We start from the raw sequence: 14,329 nt of genomic DNA on the forward strand, positions 1-14,329 counted from the left end.
GGGTCGAAGCCGTCGTCGAGAAGGCGCGCTCGAGAAGTTCGAGTAACCTTCGCGTCCCGGTGCTACGTGACTTCCCGACGGTCCCACCGATCGGTCGTCGTCGCTGTCATTCGTGCCAGTCCAGAATCCGCTGTTTCCCCCACTGTTCGTCCTCGTCGCTCGACTGCCCGGTGACCTCAGTGAGCGAGTCGGCATCCTGGTCCTCGAGGAACGCGGCGAGTTCGTCGACGTACGCCGCGACGGCCTCGAGCGTCTCCGCGTCTTGCAGCGCGAACGCCTCTTTGGTCGTATCGGGCATCCCGTCGGGTGCCACGTACGTTTCTTTCCGGGCGTAGTCGCCGATTCCTCGCAGGGTCTCCGGCGGGAGGTCGTCGAACTGCTCGCTCAAGAAGTCGGGAATCACGTCCGGTGGGGTCGGTGATGTCATCGGTATTCCCTAAATTAATATAATGTATATTGAGTCTTGTGGGCGTGTCGTATTGTAACCTATACCATGATCGTCCGAGCGCAGAACGGGCCACCGAACCATTAAGACGCTGCGGAAGCAGGGTGAAAGTGATGGGAGACGACCCCGAGGAGGGGATGTTGTCGTGGGACGAATCCGTGTTCCGCAACGAGCACGTCTTCGAAATCGACTACGTCCCCGAGACGTTCAAGCACCGCGAGGGCCAGACCCAGAGCCTGACCTACGCCTTGCGTCCGGCGGTGCGGGGGTCGCGACCGCTGAACGTCGTGGTTCGGGGACCGCCGGGCACCGGAAAGACGACGGCGATCCAGAAGCTCTTCGACGAGGTGGGGGCCCAGACGAGCGACGTTCGGACGATCCGGGTCAACTGTCAGGTCAACGCCACCCGGTACTCGGTGTTCTCGCGGCTCTTCGAGGGGACGTTCGACTACGAACCGCCCTCGTCAGGGATCTCGTTCAAGAAACTGTTCGGCCAGATCGCCGAGAAACTCGTCGAGGAGGACAGGGTCCTCGTCGTCGCGCTCGACGACATCAACTACCTCTTCTACGAGAACGAAGCGTCGGATACGCTCTACTCGCTGTTGCGCGCCCACGAGGAGTATCCCGGCGCGAAGATCGGCGTTATCGTGGTCTCCTCGGACCCCGCACTAGACGTGATCGACGAACTCGACTCGCGGGTCCAGAGCGTCTTCAGACCGGAGGACGTCTACTTCCCGGTCTACGACCAGCCCGAGATCGTCGACATCCTCGAGGAACGCATCACGCGCGGCTTCCACGAGGGCGTCATCGGCCGGGACACCCTCGAGTACGTCGCCGAACTCACCGCCGAGAGCGGCGATCTGCGGGTCGGCATCGACCTGTTGCGCCGCGCGGGACTCAACGCCGAGATGCGAGCCAGTCGTACCGTCGAGCGCCGGGACGTCGAGGACGCCTACGAGAAGTCCAAGTACATCAACCTCTCGCGAAGCCTCTCCGGATTGACCGACACCGAACGGACACTGCTCGAGGTGATCGCCGAGTACGACGGCGAACAGGCAGGCGACGTCTACGAAGCGTTCCACGACCGGACCGAACTTGGCTATACACGCTACTCCGAGATCGTCAACAAACTCGATCAACTCGGGCTCATCGACGCCGACTACGCGGACGTCGACGGCCGGGGGCGCTCGCGGTCGCTCTCCTTGTCCTACGAGAAAGAGGCGGTGTTGGACCGACTCGAGTGATCCCCGGCCGAAGCCGATTCCGTGGCGAATCCCCTTCAGACGCCCCAGACGACGGTGATCCCGACTGTCGTCACGATCGCGAGCAGCAGCTGTAGCGGTCCGCCGACTTTCAGGAAGTCGGTGAATTTGTACCCGCCGGGGCCGTAGACCATCAGGTTCGTCTGGTACCCCACCGGCGTCATAAACGAGGTCGCGGAGGCGAACATCACCGCGAGGAGGAAGGAAAACCGTGTTGCGCCCAGGCTCCCCGCAGCGTCGACCGCGATAGGGATCATCAGGACCACCGTCGCGACCGGCGTGATGACGTTCGCGAGCAGTCCGGTCACGATGGTAAACAGCAACAGGACCGCGACAAGCGGGAGGAACTCGGCAGTGGCGACCAGCCCACCGGCGATGACCTGCGAGCCGCCGGTCGCCTCGAGGGCGACGCCGAGGGGAATCACGCCGGCCAGCAGGAACACGATGTTCCAGGAGACGGCATCGTAGGCCTCGCTCGTCGACAGACAGCCGGTCACGATCATGAGGAAGACCCCGGCGAACGCCGCGATGACGATAGAGACGAGACCGAGCGCGGCGGTCCCGACCACGCCGGCCATGATGGCGAGCGCGACCGGCGTCTTCGGCGACAGCGGCGCGATTTCCTCGACCCGCTCCTCGAGCAGTCGGTCGGAGGCGTCGTCGACGACGACGAGATCGCCGGTCTCGGTCACATGCTGGATCGTCTCGGGGACCGTCTGGACCAGCAGGAGGTCGCCGGCCTCGAGCGTCCGCTCCTCGAGGTTGGTTCGGAGCAGTTCGCCGTCGCGACGGATCGCGAGCACGGTCAGCTGGTAGAACTCCCGGAGATGCGTCTCCGAGAGCGTCTTCCCGACGAACGGCGACTCGAGCGGGACGATCGTCTTTGCGAGTTGCTCCTCGCCCCCGGACTCGTCGAACGTCTCCTCGGTGACCGATTCGCGATGGAGTTGCCGCAGGGTCTGGCGCTCGACGAACCGATTGACCGCCTGCAGGGTGCCGTGTACCGTGAGTACGTCGCCCTCCCGGATCCGCCGGCCCGACTCGAGCACTGCGGTCGGGTCGCCCGCCCGGACACGCTGCTGGCTCTTTGCTTTCACGTCGCTTCGTGATCCGACGGCTCTCTCGGGGTTGGTCTGCGTCTCACGCTCCGCCCCGTCGACGCCGGCCTCCGAATCGTCGTCGCCATCGTACTCGAGTACGCGCTCGTTCGCGGCAGGTCTGTCTTCGTGGCTGCCGTCCCGACGGTGCTGGAGCACGCGCACGTCCGCGCCGATCTGCTCCTCGAATTCCTCGACCGTGAGTCCGATCGGCGTCGAATCGGCGTCGACGCGGACCTGCGTGAGGTGGTCCTCGAGATCGAACTCCTCGACGAGATCCGCGTCGGCCGGGATCCGCGCGGGCGTCAGCCACCGGCCGACGGTCATGAGGTAGGCGAGGCCGACGACCAGAATCACGAGCCCGAGGGCCGAGAACTCGAACATGCTGATCGGCCCCCGATCGAGCAGGGTGGCGGCGAACTCGCTCGCTAGCAGGTTCGTCGAGGTCCCGACGAGCGTCAGTGTGCCGCCGAGGATCGCCGCGTACGAGAGCGGCAAGAGCAGTTTCGACGGCGAGATTCCGGTCTCGTCGGAGAGATCGGAGATCATCGGAATGAAGATCGCGACGACCGGCGTGTTGTTGATAAAGCCCGCGATCGGCCCCGTCGTGGCGATCGTCGCCGCCAGCGCTCGGGTTTCGTCGCCGTCCGTGAACGCAGCGAGCGAGAGGCCGAGTCGCTGGACAACACCCGTTTGCTGGATCCCCGCGCTGAGCATGTACATCGCGACGATCGTCACCGTCGCGGTGTTGGCAAAGCCCGAAATCGCCGCCCGGTGGCCCACGCCGGTCAGCGGCTCGAGTGCCGCCAGCGAGACGATGATCCCGATCGCCGTCACGTCGTTGGGGATGAGTTCGGAAACGAACAGGACGAGGGCGACGGCGATGAGACCGAACACCACCAGCACGCCCCCCGATAGCGCCGCGCCGATCATCGTGTGCCGTCCGGTAGCCCGTCACCAGTCATACCCTCGTGTCTGTGAGCTATTGCTAAATCTATGTTTCGAGAACGAGTCGCCGAGAGCGAACGCGGGCCGGTCGTCGATCGGTTCGAGCGGGACGGCTTCGACGAGTTGCTCGCGGAGGCGGCCGCCGATGCCGACGGCGTGGGGCGGTTGCCAGGCGGGCACTGTGCCGTGAGCGTCGGCGTTACGCTTGCTCGACGGTTTCGCGATAGTCTTCGACCGTTTCGATCGCCGATTCGACCTTGTCCGCGGTGGTGCCGTCCGCCCGTTCGCGGACCTGTCGGAGCGTATTGAGTCGCGCGTCGAGGATGGCGTGATCCGGTGCAGTATCGCCCATCACGTAGTCGGCGAACGCGTCCGTCGTTTCGCGAATATCCCCGCGAACGTCGTCGCTGTCGGCCGACTCCGCCGCCTTCTCGAGGTCGTCGCGGGCCTGCTGAAGGTGCTCCGTCATGGGCGATACCTCGCCGACCCGATGCATAACGATTGGGCGAGCAATGGCCACGTCCGGTCGGTCCTGCGACGACGGGGAGCGGGGATCCGATCGGCGGCTGTAGGGTCCCTCAAACCGCCGCCGCGTCGCGATATGCGCGTCCTTCCGGCGACAGGGAACGCATACACGACCGCCGCGGATCGGAAACGGAAGCACTACTCGTGAGACGAACTATCGGCTTTTTTCGACCGTGGTCCTCCGACTCGGGTGCATCATGCCAGTAACACGACGAACTGCCCTGAAGACGATGGGGATCGCAGGTGGACTGACTGCAGCGAGTGGCACCGTTCTGGCCGCCGGTGAATACGAACACGACGAGCGGCCGACCAACGACGAGAAATCGACCGACGACACGGATCCGGCGGCCGTTCCGGGTGCGGCCATCCGGGTCGCGCACTTCTCTCCGGACGCACCGAACGTCGACGTCTACGTCGACGACGATCGCGTGCTCGCGGACGTCGCCTACGGTGACGTCTCGCCGCACCTCGAGATCGAGCCGGGAACGTACACGGTGACGATTACGGCCGCCGGCGATCCGGAGACGGTCGCGTTCGAGGGCGACGTCACGTTCGGAGCCGCGTTCTACACCGTCGCCGCGATCGGCGAGCTCGGTGCCGAGACGTTCCAGCCGGCAGTGCTCGTGGACGCCGGGTCGGCACTCGTCCGCCTCGTTCACGCCACACCCGACGCACCCGCCGTCGACGTGTACGCCGACGGCGAGCCGGTCTTCGAAGACGTTTCGTTCACCGATTCGACGGATTACGTCGCAGTCCCCGCCGGCGCACGCACCGTCTCGGTCCGACCGGCCGGCGGTGATTCGGCGTCCGCCGTCGCGTCCTTCGACGTGACGCTCGAGCAGGGGACGGCCTACACGGCCTACGCGATCGGGTACCTCGAGCCGCCGGCGGACGCGACCGATCGAGCGTTCACCGTCGAGACGACGGTCGACGGGCCGATGGCCGACGCCGCCGGGGCCGACGACGGCAATCACGACTAGTACCGTCCACCCGTCGACTGCAGGGTCGGCGGGGATCAGACCGCCGGATTCGACGCGGCAGTGAGGCTGGACCACCACTAGCGGAGTCGGTACAGCCGGTTTCGCACTGTTTTCCGACGAGCGGTATCGAGGCGTCCGGAGGGCACCCCCCGCCAGGCGGCGGGTCGCGTGCCGTGTACGCGTTCCATCACAGCGTGGGGCCCGTCCAACCGATCGCGACGACGCACTCCCTCGAGGAGCGCCGATAGGATATGCGAGCGGGTCAAGTGGCTCGAACCCCTGACTCCGATAATGAGTGACGCGCAAGGCCCCCTCGAGCCGGACCGTCCGGACGTCGACCGGCCGTTCGCAGTCGATGCCCCCTTCGAGCCCGCGGGCGACCAGCCGGAAGCGATCGACCAGTTGGTCGACGGGTTCCGATCGGGGATGGACAAACAGACCCTGCTGGGCGTGACCGGATCGGGCAAGACCAACACCGTCTCGTGGGTCGTCGAGGAGATCCAGAAACCGACGCTGGTGATCGCCCACAACAAGACGCTGGCGGCCCAGCTCTACGAGGAGTTCCGCAATCTCTTCCCGGAGAACGCAGTCGAGTACTTCGTCTCCTACTACGACTACTACCAGCCCGAGGCCTACGTCGAGCAAAGCGACACCTACATCGACAAGGACGCCTCGGTCAACGACGAGATCGATCGCTTACGCCACTCCGCCACGCGGTCGCTGCTGACCCGCGAGGACGTCATCGTCGTCGCCTCGGTCTCCGCCATCTACGGCCTCGGGGATCCGCGCAACTACATCGACATGTCGCTGCGCCTCGAGGTCGGCGAGGAGATCGGCCGCGACGAGTTGCTCGCGCAACTGGTCGACCTGAACTACGAGCGCAACGACGTCGATTTCACGCAGGGTACCTTCCGGGTGCGGGGCGACACGATCGAGATCTACCCGATGTACGGCCGCTACGCCGTCCGCGTCGAACTCTGGGGCGACGAGATCGACCGCATGGTCAAGGTCGACCCCCTCGAGGGGAAAACGCAGGGCGACCAGCAGGCGGTGCTCGTCCACCCTGCAGAGCACTACTCGATCCCGGAAAACACGCTCGAGGAGGCGATGGACGAGATCCGGGACGATCTGGACTCCCGAATCTCGTACTTCGAGCGCCAGGGCGACATGATCGCCGCCCAGCGCATCGAGGAGCGGACGACGTTCGACCTCGAGATGATGCAGGAGACGGGCTACTGCTCGGGGATCGAGAACTACTCGGTCTACCTCGCGGACCGCGAATCGGGCGAGGCCCCCTACACGCTGCTCGACTACTTCCCCGACGACTTCCTGACGGTGGTCGACGAGTCCCACGTCACGTTGCCCCAGATCCGGGGCCAGTACGCCGGCGACAAGTCCCGCAAGGACTCGCTCGTCGAGAACGGGTTCCGGCTGCCGACGGCCTACGACAACCGGCCGCTGACGTTCGAGGAGTTCGAGGAAAAGACGGACCAGACCCTCTACGTGAGCGCGACGCCTGGTGATTACGAGCGCGAGGAGAGCGATCGGATCGTCGAGCAGATCGTTCGACCCACCCACCTCGTCGACCCGGCGATCGAGGTATCCGACGCCACGGGTCAGGTCGACGACCTCATGGACCGCATCGACGACCGCATCGAGCGCGAAGAGCGCACCCTCGTCACCACGCTCACGAAACGCATGGCCGAGGACCTGACCGAGTATCTCGAGGAAGCCGGCGTCGACGTCGCCTACATGCACGACGAGACCGACACCTTAGAGCGCCACGAGATCATTCGCTCGCTCCGATTGGGCGAGATCGACGTCCTCGTCGGGATCAACCTCCTGCGGGAGGGGCTGGACATCCCCGAGGTCTCGCTGGTCGCGATCCTCGACGCCGATCAGGAGGGCTTCCTCCGCTCGGAGACGACGCTGGTCCAGACGATGGGCCGGGCCGCCCGGAACGTCAACGGCGAGGTCGTCCTCTACGCCGACGAGCCTTCGAACGCCATGGAGTCCGCGATCGAGGAAACGAAGCGCCGCCGTCGGATTCAACAGACGTTCAACGAGGAACACGGCCTCGAGCCCACCACGATCGAGAAGGAGATCGGCGAGACGAACCTGCCGGGCAGCAAGACCGACACCAGCGAGGTCTCGGGCCGGGACCTCGAGGGCGAGGACGACGCCGCCCGCTACATCGACGAACTCGAAGCCCAGATGCAAGAGGCCGCGAGCAATCTCGAGTTCGAGCTGGCCGCCGACATCCGCGATCGGATTCGCGAGGTTCGCCAGGAGTTCGAACTCGAGGGCAGCGACGAGGGAATCGCGCCGCCGACCGAGGAGTTCTGATCGGCGCGTACCCCACACGGAGCGAGCGCTATCGGAGTAACAGCTAACCCTCGTCCGGCATATCCGTAGACGATGGAGGTTGCCCTGCTAACAGTCGGCGACGAACTGCTATCCGGCGACACGGTCAACACGAACGCGAACTGGGTCGCAACGCAACTGACCGACCGCGGCGTCACGGTTACGCGCATCGTCTCCGTCCCGGACGACCACGACGTCATCGTCGACCACGTCAGGCGGTACAGCGAGGCGTTCGACGGCGTCATCGTCACTGGCGGGATCGGTGGGACGCCCGACGACGTGACCATGGAGGCGGTCGCAGCCGCCTTCGACCGCGAACTGCGCGTGCCGGACGTGACCCGATCGGCCGTCGAACGTCACCTGGACGCCCTCGAGGAACGACTCCCGGACCGAGAGCTCTCGGTCGACGTCGCAGCCGAGGCCGCGATCCCGGAGCGAAGCCGACCGCTGTTGAACGACGCGGGTCTCGCACCGGGCTGTGTTCTCGAGAACGTCTACGTCCTGCCGGGGATTCCGGACGAACTGAAGTCCATGTTCGCGACGGTCGCCGACGAGTTTACGGGCGACCGACGCTCGACGTTCCTCTACACGATCGAACCGGAGGCGAACATCGTCTGGGCGCTCGAGGACGTGATGGACCGCTTCGAGGTCACGGTCGGCTGTTATCCCGACCGGGAGGCCGAACACAACCGGCTGAAGATCACCGCGACGGACGACGCGCAGTTGGACGGAGCGCGCGACTGGCTGGTAGACACGATCAACGCGAGCGAAACGCCCGTCTCGCGTGACTGGGGTGGCGACGACTCCGAGACGGAGACGAGTTGACCGTCCACTCATCCAGTAACGACTCGGTCTCGGGAGCGCCCGACGTGAGCGGTCCGAACCGACTCGAGTAGCCCTCCCTCGCCCTCCTCGATTCGTCGTCCACAGCCGTTCGCAGGTCACGGCACGAACGCGACACCGAACAGCGACAGCGCGAGGACGAGCAACGATCCCGGGACGCCACCGATCGCGACGATCACCAGCACGATCGGCGTCACGGCCACCGGCAGTCCGAAGCCGAACTGTGCGATAGCCAATACGACCAGCCCGACCACCGCGTTGACGATGAGGGGCCGAATCACCTGCAGGAGCCATCCCACGACGAGAACACCCACGAGAACGGCGACTAACAGCAGGATCTCGAGGGTCGTCATACTCGAGGCTACCACGTTGGTGGGCAAAACCGTTCGGATCGTAACGAAACCCTTTATGACGTGCGGACGGAAGGGGTGTGTACGGGATCGTGGGTTAGCTTGGTATACTTCGGGCCTTGGGTGCCCGTGACCCCGGTTCAAATCCGGGCGATCCCATACGGTATAAAAGTAAAGCGGGCGCTTTTGCCGCTTTACTTCAGACGTTCTCAGACCGGTTAGCGGCCGCTTTCTGGCGGTAGTCGCGTGAGGGAGCTATTCTGGTGAGTCGACTGTCCGAACTCGAAAGTCGGATTCTTGCCCTATACATCAAACGACCGACATCAATGGGGGATCCGACAGTATCGTGAGAGAGTCACAGCGTCCACCGCTTTGGCACTGGTGAAAACGGGAGTCGAGGATCGGGCATGTCGGTGCCGGAACACGATCGGCCGGCGTGCGCCATGGCAGGGAACGCACAGGTATGGGTCACAATAGCCACAGTGGGTGTTCGTGGATCGTCGTTTTGTGTTAATGTGTGTCATCACCTCCACACCACTCACCACACGCTGTCCAATAATAAAGCTTTTCGATAGGGCAATAGCTATACAACGACCAATATTAGGGGTCGTATGTGGTATCAAATGGATCAAAATACAATATTTTAATTTCTTTATCTGCCATGACAATGATTTGTGTTCGAATCGTATTCGAGGGGCAGCGTAACGGGATCGGTCGGCATAGATCGATCGCCTGCCTGCAAGCCAAACGGTTTCACAAGTCGGTCGATTGCCGACCCACATGGCTGCGCTCGTCTCGAGGTTCCAGCGATTGCTCATCAATGGAGTCGTGATCACGATTCCACTGGTCGCGACGCTACTCGTCGTCCTCGTCGTGTTCGATTTCATCCTCGGCGTGCTCTCGCCGATCGTTTCCGGTGTGACGTACGCCTGGCCCGACGAACCGCCGGTGGCAGTGATCCAGTTCGCGACGCTGCTGTCCGTGATCGGCTTTTTTCTGGTAGTCGGTCTCGTTGCGGAGTACACTCCCGGAACGTATCTCTCGGAGCGGGTCCACGCGACGATGGAGACGATTCCCGGCGTCAGTACCGTCTACGAGAGCGTTCGACGGGCGAGCAGGCTTCTCGCCGACGACGAAACGGATCAGTTTCAGGAGGTCAAGCTGGTCGAATTTCCCCACGAGGGAGCGTACATGCTCGGCTTTCTCACCGCGGAGACGCCGGCCGTGGTCGAAGACAGTGCGGGCGAAGCCGGGATGGTGACGATCATGGTACCGCTCGCCCCGAACCCGGCGACGAACGGGTACGTCATGCACATGCCAGCCGAGAACGTCCACGAAGTCGATCTCACTGTCGAGGAGGCGTTCCGATCGATCGCGACGCTCGGGGTCGCTGCCGATAGTCTCGGCGGCGACGGGTGACCGGATCAGTTCCACCCCGGTATACGACCATTTATACCGGATGGCAGCCCTAGGAGGGTGCAATGGCGCAAGCGGGAAATTCCGAACTCGTCGACGCTTTCGAGCAGTTCTTCCGCAACTACTACGACAACGAGATCAAGCAGCTTGCCCAGCGCTATCCGAACGAACAGCGGTCGATCCACGTCGACTGGCAGGACCTCTACCGATTCGATCCCGATCTCGCGGACGACTTCATCGCACAGCCCGAGCAACTCCAGCGCTACGCCGAAGAGGCGCTCCGACTGTACGACCTCCCGATCGACGTGAGCCTCGGGCAGGCCCACGTTCGGATCCGAAACCTCCCCGAAACCGAGTCCCCCGAGATCCGGGAGATCCGCGCTCGAGACATGAACTCCCTCGTCCAGGTTCACGGCATCGTCCGCAAGGCGACGGACGTCCGCCCGAAGATCGAGGAAGCGGCCTTCGAGTGCCAGCTCTGTGGGACCCTCTCCCGGGTCCCCCAGTCCAGTGGCGACTTTCAGGAGCCCCACGAGTGTCAGGGCTGTGAACGACAGGGCCCCTTCCGCGTCAACTTCGATCAATCCGAGTTCGTCGATTCCCAGAAGATCCGCGTCCAGGAGAGCCCCGAGGGACTCCGCGGCGGCGAAACGCCACAGGCACTCGACATCAACATCGAAGACGACATCACCGGCGAAGTCACGCCCGGCGATCACGTCTCCGCGACCGGCGTCCTTCGACTCGAGCAACAGGGCGACCAGCAAGAGAAGTCGCCGGTCTTCGACTTCTACATGGAGGGGATGGCCGTCGAGATCGACGAAGAGCAGTTCGAGGACATGGACATCACCGAGGAAGACAAGAAGGCGATCTACGATATCTCCAATCAGGACGACGTCTACGAGAAGATGGTCGCCTCCATCGCACCCTCGATCTACGGCTACGATCAGGAGAAGCTCTCGATGATCCTGCAGCTGTTCTCGGGGGTGACGAAACAACTGCCCGACGGCTCGCGGATTCGCGGGGATCTGCATATGCTTCTCATCGGTGATCCGGGTACCGGGAAGAGCCAGATGCTCGCATACATCGAGAACATCGCGCCGCGGGCCGTCTACACCTCCGGGAAAGGGTCGTCCTCGGCCGGTCTCACGGCTGCGGCCGTTCGCGACGACTTCGGGGACGGACAGCAGTGGACGCTCGAGGCCGGCGCGCTCGTCCTCGCAGATCGGGGGATCGCCGCCATCGACGAACTCGACAAGATGCGGTGTGTGACAGGTGATACACTTGTCTACACTGGTAACGGCATCAAACCGATCCGTGAACTCGCGCACGAATCGGTTACTGACGGCTCGATCGAATCACTCGAGAACGGCCGGACGATCCGAGATGTCGATACAGAGGTCTGGACGATGACTGCGGACGGGGCCGTAACCAAACGCGACGTCCGTGCGATCCACGAATACGACGCACCGGATGAACTCCGTGAAATCGAACTGGAGAGCGGGGAACGGCTAGCGACGACAGCCGACCACCCGTTCTTCGTTCTGGAGGATGGAAAGCGAAAAGAACGCCACGCCCAGCACCTCAGCGAGGGCGATTGGGTATACGTTCCTCGAACGGTTCCGGCGGCAGTCACAGACGGTGGCGTGAGCGTGTTGCCGGCTTCCGAGAGCGATGCAGATATCGAGCATCTCACCGCCGCCCACGGTGCAATTTTGGGATATATCGCCGGTGATGGAAACGTCATCTACAATCGAGACGATGGAAGCTACGGCTTCCGCTTTACGAACAAAGAAGCAGAGCTTCTGAACGACTTCGAAAAGGCCTGTACGAAAGCGTTCGATACACAACCCGTCCGCCACCCGAGTGAACAACGCGACGACGGTGTCGAAACGGTCCGCATCCACGGAAAACAGTACGTCGACGAACTTCTCGACGCGGGTGCAAACCTCGAGACGTACGACGGGAAACGACTTCCGGAGGCAGTTACCCAGGCGTCCAGAGAAACGAAAGCCGCGTTCGCCTGCGCCCTCGCAGATTCGGAGGGGACGGTCGACGAACGCGCCGTCAAGATCCATTCATCGAGCTACGAGCTACTGCTCGGGACGAAAATGCTCCTGCTCGAGTTCGGTATCTCGAGTCAGATCCAAACACGAACGTACGAAGACCAGCGTGATCTGTTCGTCCTCGCAATCACGTCCCACCGATCGTTGGAGGCCTTCGATCGTCATATCGGATTTACGCTCGAGCGAAAGCAGCGCGCGCTGAAACGAGCAAGCGAACGAACGACCGGAACTCGAACGATTTTGGACGTACTTCCGGAGTGTGGAGAGCTGTTCGAACAGGCACGCGGTGCACTTCGTCTCTACCAATCCGAGTGCGGCCTCGACAACGATTCGACTTACTGCAACTTCGAGAACGAGGATGCGAACGCATCGCTGCGGCTCTCGGAGAGAATTCTCGAGGCGTTCGAAGACAGAAAAGCGACTGCAGGCGATCACTACGACGAACTCGCGTCCAAGACGTCCTGGGCGCGGCTAGAGGTACTCCGTGAGCGATACCACGTGTCACAGCAGGAGCTAACGGCAGAGCTATCGTTCTCTCAGTCGCATCTCTCGACCCACTGGGGGAGCGATACTGAACTCCGAGAACGAGTTCGACGACGGCTACGGGAGCTGCTCGCCACGCCGGCGTCGGTCGATCTCGAACCGCTCCGAAACCTCATCAAAGCCGACGTGAAGTGGCGCCGCGTAGCGAACGTTCGATCGATAGCATCGCGAGATCACACCGACACTAGAGTACAGGTGCTCGAACAGCGACTCGCCGACGAAATCGGAGCGACGACCGTCGACTCGGTTCAGGAACGGGCACGGTCGTTGACCGAGACGGACGAAGTAGCCGAAACGTGGGACGGACTGCGGAAACAGCTGGCGGAATACGGAATTTCGTTCCGGCGAGTCGCAGCGGAGATGGACGTCGACGGGTCCACGGTTTCACGATGGTTCACCGGGACCGTCGATATCGGAAACTTCGATACCGTCCGCTCCGTCTGTGGCGAGTTGCTCGAGATAAAACGGAAGCGAATCGCAGAACTGCTCGGAAAAATCGAGCGGCGGGCGGAGCCGCGGGTATACGATCTCACCGTCGAAGGCACGCACAATTTCATCGCGAACGGAATGGTCGTCCACAACTCCGAGGACCGGTCCGCCATGCACGAGGCCCTCGAGCAACAGAAGATTTCGGTCTCGAAGGCGGGGATCAACGCCACGCTCAAGTCCCGCTGTTCGCTGCTGGGCGCGGCAAACCCCAAGTACGGTCGCTTCGACCAGTACGAGCCGATCAGCGAGCAGATCGACCTCGAGCCGGCGCTGATCTCGCGGTTCGATCTGATCTTTACGGTGACGGACACGCCCGACGAGGAGAAAGACCGCAACCTCGCGGAACACATCATCACGACCAACTACGCCGGCGAGTTGACGACCCAGCGCGAGGAGATGTCGAGCCTCGAGGTCAGTACCGACGAGATCGACGAGATGACCGAGCAGGTCGACCCGGAGATCGACGCGGAGCTCCTGCGCAAGTACATCGCCTACGCCAAACAGAACTGCCACCCGCGAATGACCGAGGCGGCCCGCAACGCGATCCGGGATTTCTACGTCGATCTGCGTTCGAAGGGGACCGACGAGGACGCAGCGGTCCCCGTCACGGCCCGCAAGCTCGAGGCGCTGGTTCGGCTCTCGGAGGCGAGCGCCCGCGTTCGGCTGTCGGATACGGTCGAGCAAGACGACGCCGAGCGCGTCATCGAGATCGTACGTTCGTGTCTCCAGGACGTCGGGGTCGATCCCGAGACCGGCGAGTTCGACGCGGACATCGTCGAGGCCGGGACCTCGAAGTCCCAGCGCGATCGGATCAAGAACCTGAAGGGGCTGATCAGCGATATCGAGGAGGAGTACGACGACGGCGCGCCGGTCGATATCGTCCTCGAGCGAGCCGAGGAAGTCGGGATGGACCACTCCAAGGCCGAACACGAGATCGACAAACTCAAACAGAAAGGCGAGGTCTACGAGCCGAGTACGGACACGCTTCGGACGACGTAGCTGCC

General features: G+C 63.2%; 10 protein-coding genes and 1 tRNA gene. 7 read left to right on the plus strand and 4 right to left on the minus strand.

Annotated elements, in window-relative coordinates; genetic code table 11:
• Nucleotides 1-106: 106 nt before the first annotated feature.
• Complete coding sequence (locus J0X27_RS11015) at nt 107-427, minus strand: hypothetical protein (RefSeq protein WP_207269241.1); 321 nt, start codon at nt 425-427, stop codon at nt 107-109.
• A 131-nt stretch (nt 428-558) separates the two neighbouring features.
• Between J0X27_RS11015 and J0X27_RS11020 the strand changes: the two genes are divergently transcribed.
• A complete protein-coding gene (locus J0X27_RS11020; RefSeq protein ID WP_207269242.1) occupies nt 559-1,689 on the plus strand; it encodes an ORC1-type DNA replication protein in 1,131 nt (376 codons plus the stop codon).
• A 35-nt stretch (nt 1,690-1,724) separates the two neighbouring features.
• Here J0X27_RS11020 and J0X27_RS11025 read toward each other — a convergent pair whose 3' ends face one another.
• Both J0X27_RS11025 and J0X27_RS11030 read right to left on the minus strand, forming a co-directional pair.
• Nucleotides 1,725-3,737, minus strand: coding sequence for an SLC13 family permease (locus J0X27_RS11025; RefSeq protein WP_207269243.1), 2,013 nt, complete (start codon nt 3,735-3,737; stop codon nt 1,725-1,727).
• 214 nt (nt 3,738-3,951) lie between these two features.
• Nucleotides 3,952-4,221 (minus strand): DUF7553 family protein, encoded by a 270-nt coding sequence (locus J0X27_RS11030; RefSeq protein WP_207269244.1) that lies wholly within the window; start codon nt 4,219-4,221, stop codon nt 3,952-3,954.
• A 286-nt stretch (nt 4,222-4,507) separates the two neighbouring features.
• On the opposite strand from J0X27_RS11030, the gene J0X27_RS11035 reads away from it, so the two are divergent.
• From J0X27_RS11035 to J0X27_RS11045, 3 genes are all read left to right on the plus strand, one after another.
• On the plus strand, nt 4,508-5,257 hold the full coding sequence (locus J0X27_RS11035; protein WP_207272076.1) for a DUF4397 domain-containing protein: 750 nt from the start codon (nt 4,508-4,510) through the stop codon (nt 5,255-5,257).
• A gap of 291 nt (nt 5,258-5,548) precedes the next feature.
• Entirely contained in the window at nt 5,549-7,603 is a 2,055-nt protein-coding gene (gene uvrB / locus J0X27_RS11040) for an excinuclease ABC subunit UvrB (RefSeq protein WP_207269245.1), read from the plus strand.
• Nucleotides 7,604-7,675: 72 nt separating this feature from the next.
• Nucleotides 7,676-8,446, plus strand: coding sequence for a competence/damage-inducible protein A (locus J0X27_RS11045; protein WP_207269246.1), 771 nt, complete (start codon nt 7,676-7,678; stop codon nt 8,444-8,446).
• A 116-nt stretch (nt 8,447-8,562) separates the two neighbouring features.
• Here J0X27_RS11045 and J0X27_RS11050 read toward each other — a convergent pair whose 3' ends face one another.
• The gene (locus J0X27_RS11050; RefSeq protein ID WP_207269247.1) at nt 8,563-8,817 is read right to left on the minus strand and encodes a pro-sigmaK processing inhibitor BofA family protein; all 255 of its coding nucleotides are present in this window, start codon (nt 8,815-8,817) and stop codon (nt 8,563-8,565) included.
• An 83-nt stretch (nt 8,818-8,900) separates the two neighbouring features.
• Between J0X27_RS11050 and J0X27_RS11055 the strand changes: the two genes are divergently transcribed.
• The 3 genes from J0X27_RS11055 to J0X27_RS11065 all read left to right on the plus strand — a co-directional run bounded on the left by J0X27_RS11055 (nt 8,901) and on the right by J0X27_RS11065 (nt 14,324).
• Nucleotides 8,901-8,973, plus strand: a tRNA-Pro gene (locus J0X27_RS11055).
• A 621-nt stretch (nt 8,974-9,594) separates the two neighbouring features.
• Complete coding sequence (locus tag J0X27_RS11060) at nt 9,595-10,233, plus strand: DUF502 domain-containing protein (protein WP_207269248.1); 639 nt, start codon at nt 9,595-9,597, stop codon at nt 10,231-10,233.
• A 62-nt stretch (nt 10,234-10,295) separates the two neighbouring features.
• On the plus strand, nt 10,296-14,324 hold the full coding sequence (locus tag J0X27_RS11065; protein ID WP_207269249.1) for an LAGLIDADG family homing endonuclease: 4,029 nt from the start codon (nt 10,296-10,298) through the stop codon (nt 14,322-14,324).
• Nucleotides 14,325-14,329 lie beyond the last annotated feature (5 nt).

This window comes from Natrinema longum (genome assembly GCF_017352095.1).
Lineage (GTDB): Archaea > Halobacteriota > Halobacteria > Halobacteriales > Natrialbaceae > Natrinema > Natrinema longum.

Excerpts from the sequence above, each read along its gene's own strand:
- J0X27_RS11065 (WP_207269249.1), top strand. The coding sequence starts at position 10,296 with ATGGCGCAAGCGGGAAATTCCGAACTCGTCGACGCTTTCGAGCAGTTC.
- J0X27_RS11015 (WP_207269241.1), bottom strand. The coding sequence starts at position 427 with ATGACATCACCGACCCCACCGGACGTGATTCCCGACTTCTTGAGCGAG.
- J0X27_RS11045 (WP_207269246.1), top strand. The coding sequence starts at position 7,676 with ATGGAGGTTGCCCTGCTAACAGTCGGCGACGAACTGCTATCCGGCGAC.
- J0X27_RS11060 (WP_207269248.1), top strand. The coding sequence starts at position 9,595 with ATGGCTGCGCTCGTCTCGAGGTTCCAGCGATTGCTCATCAATGGAGTC.
- uvrB (WP_207269245.1), top strand. The coding sequence starts at position 5,549 with ATGAGTGACGCGCAAGGCCCCCTCGAGCCGGACCGTCCGGACGTCGAC.
- J0X27_RS11050 (WP_207269247.1), bottom strand. The coding sequence starts at position 8,817 with ATGACGACCCTCGAGATCCTGCTGTTAGTCGCCGTTCTCGTGGGTGTT.
- J0X27_RS11025 (WP_207269243.1), bottom strand. The coding sequence starts at position 3,737 with ATGATCGGCGCGGCGCTATCGGGGGGCGTGCTGGTGGTGTTCGGTCTC.
- J0X27_RS11030 (WP_207269244.1), bottom strand. The coding sequence starts at position 4,221 with ATGACGGAGCACCTTCAGCAGGCCCGCGACGACCTCGAGAAGGCGGCG.
- J0X27_RS11035 (WP_207272076.1), top strand. The coding sequence starts at position 4,508 with ATGGGGATCGCAGGTGGACTGACTGCAGCGAGTGGCACCGTTCTGGCC.
- J0X27_RS11020 (WP_207269242.1), top strand. The coding sequence starts at position 559 with ATGGGAGACGACCCCGAGGAGGGGATGTTGTCGTGGGACGAATCCGTG.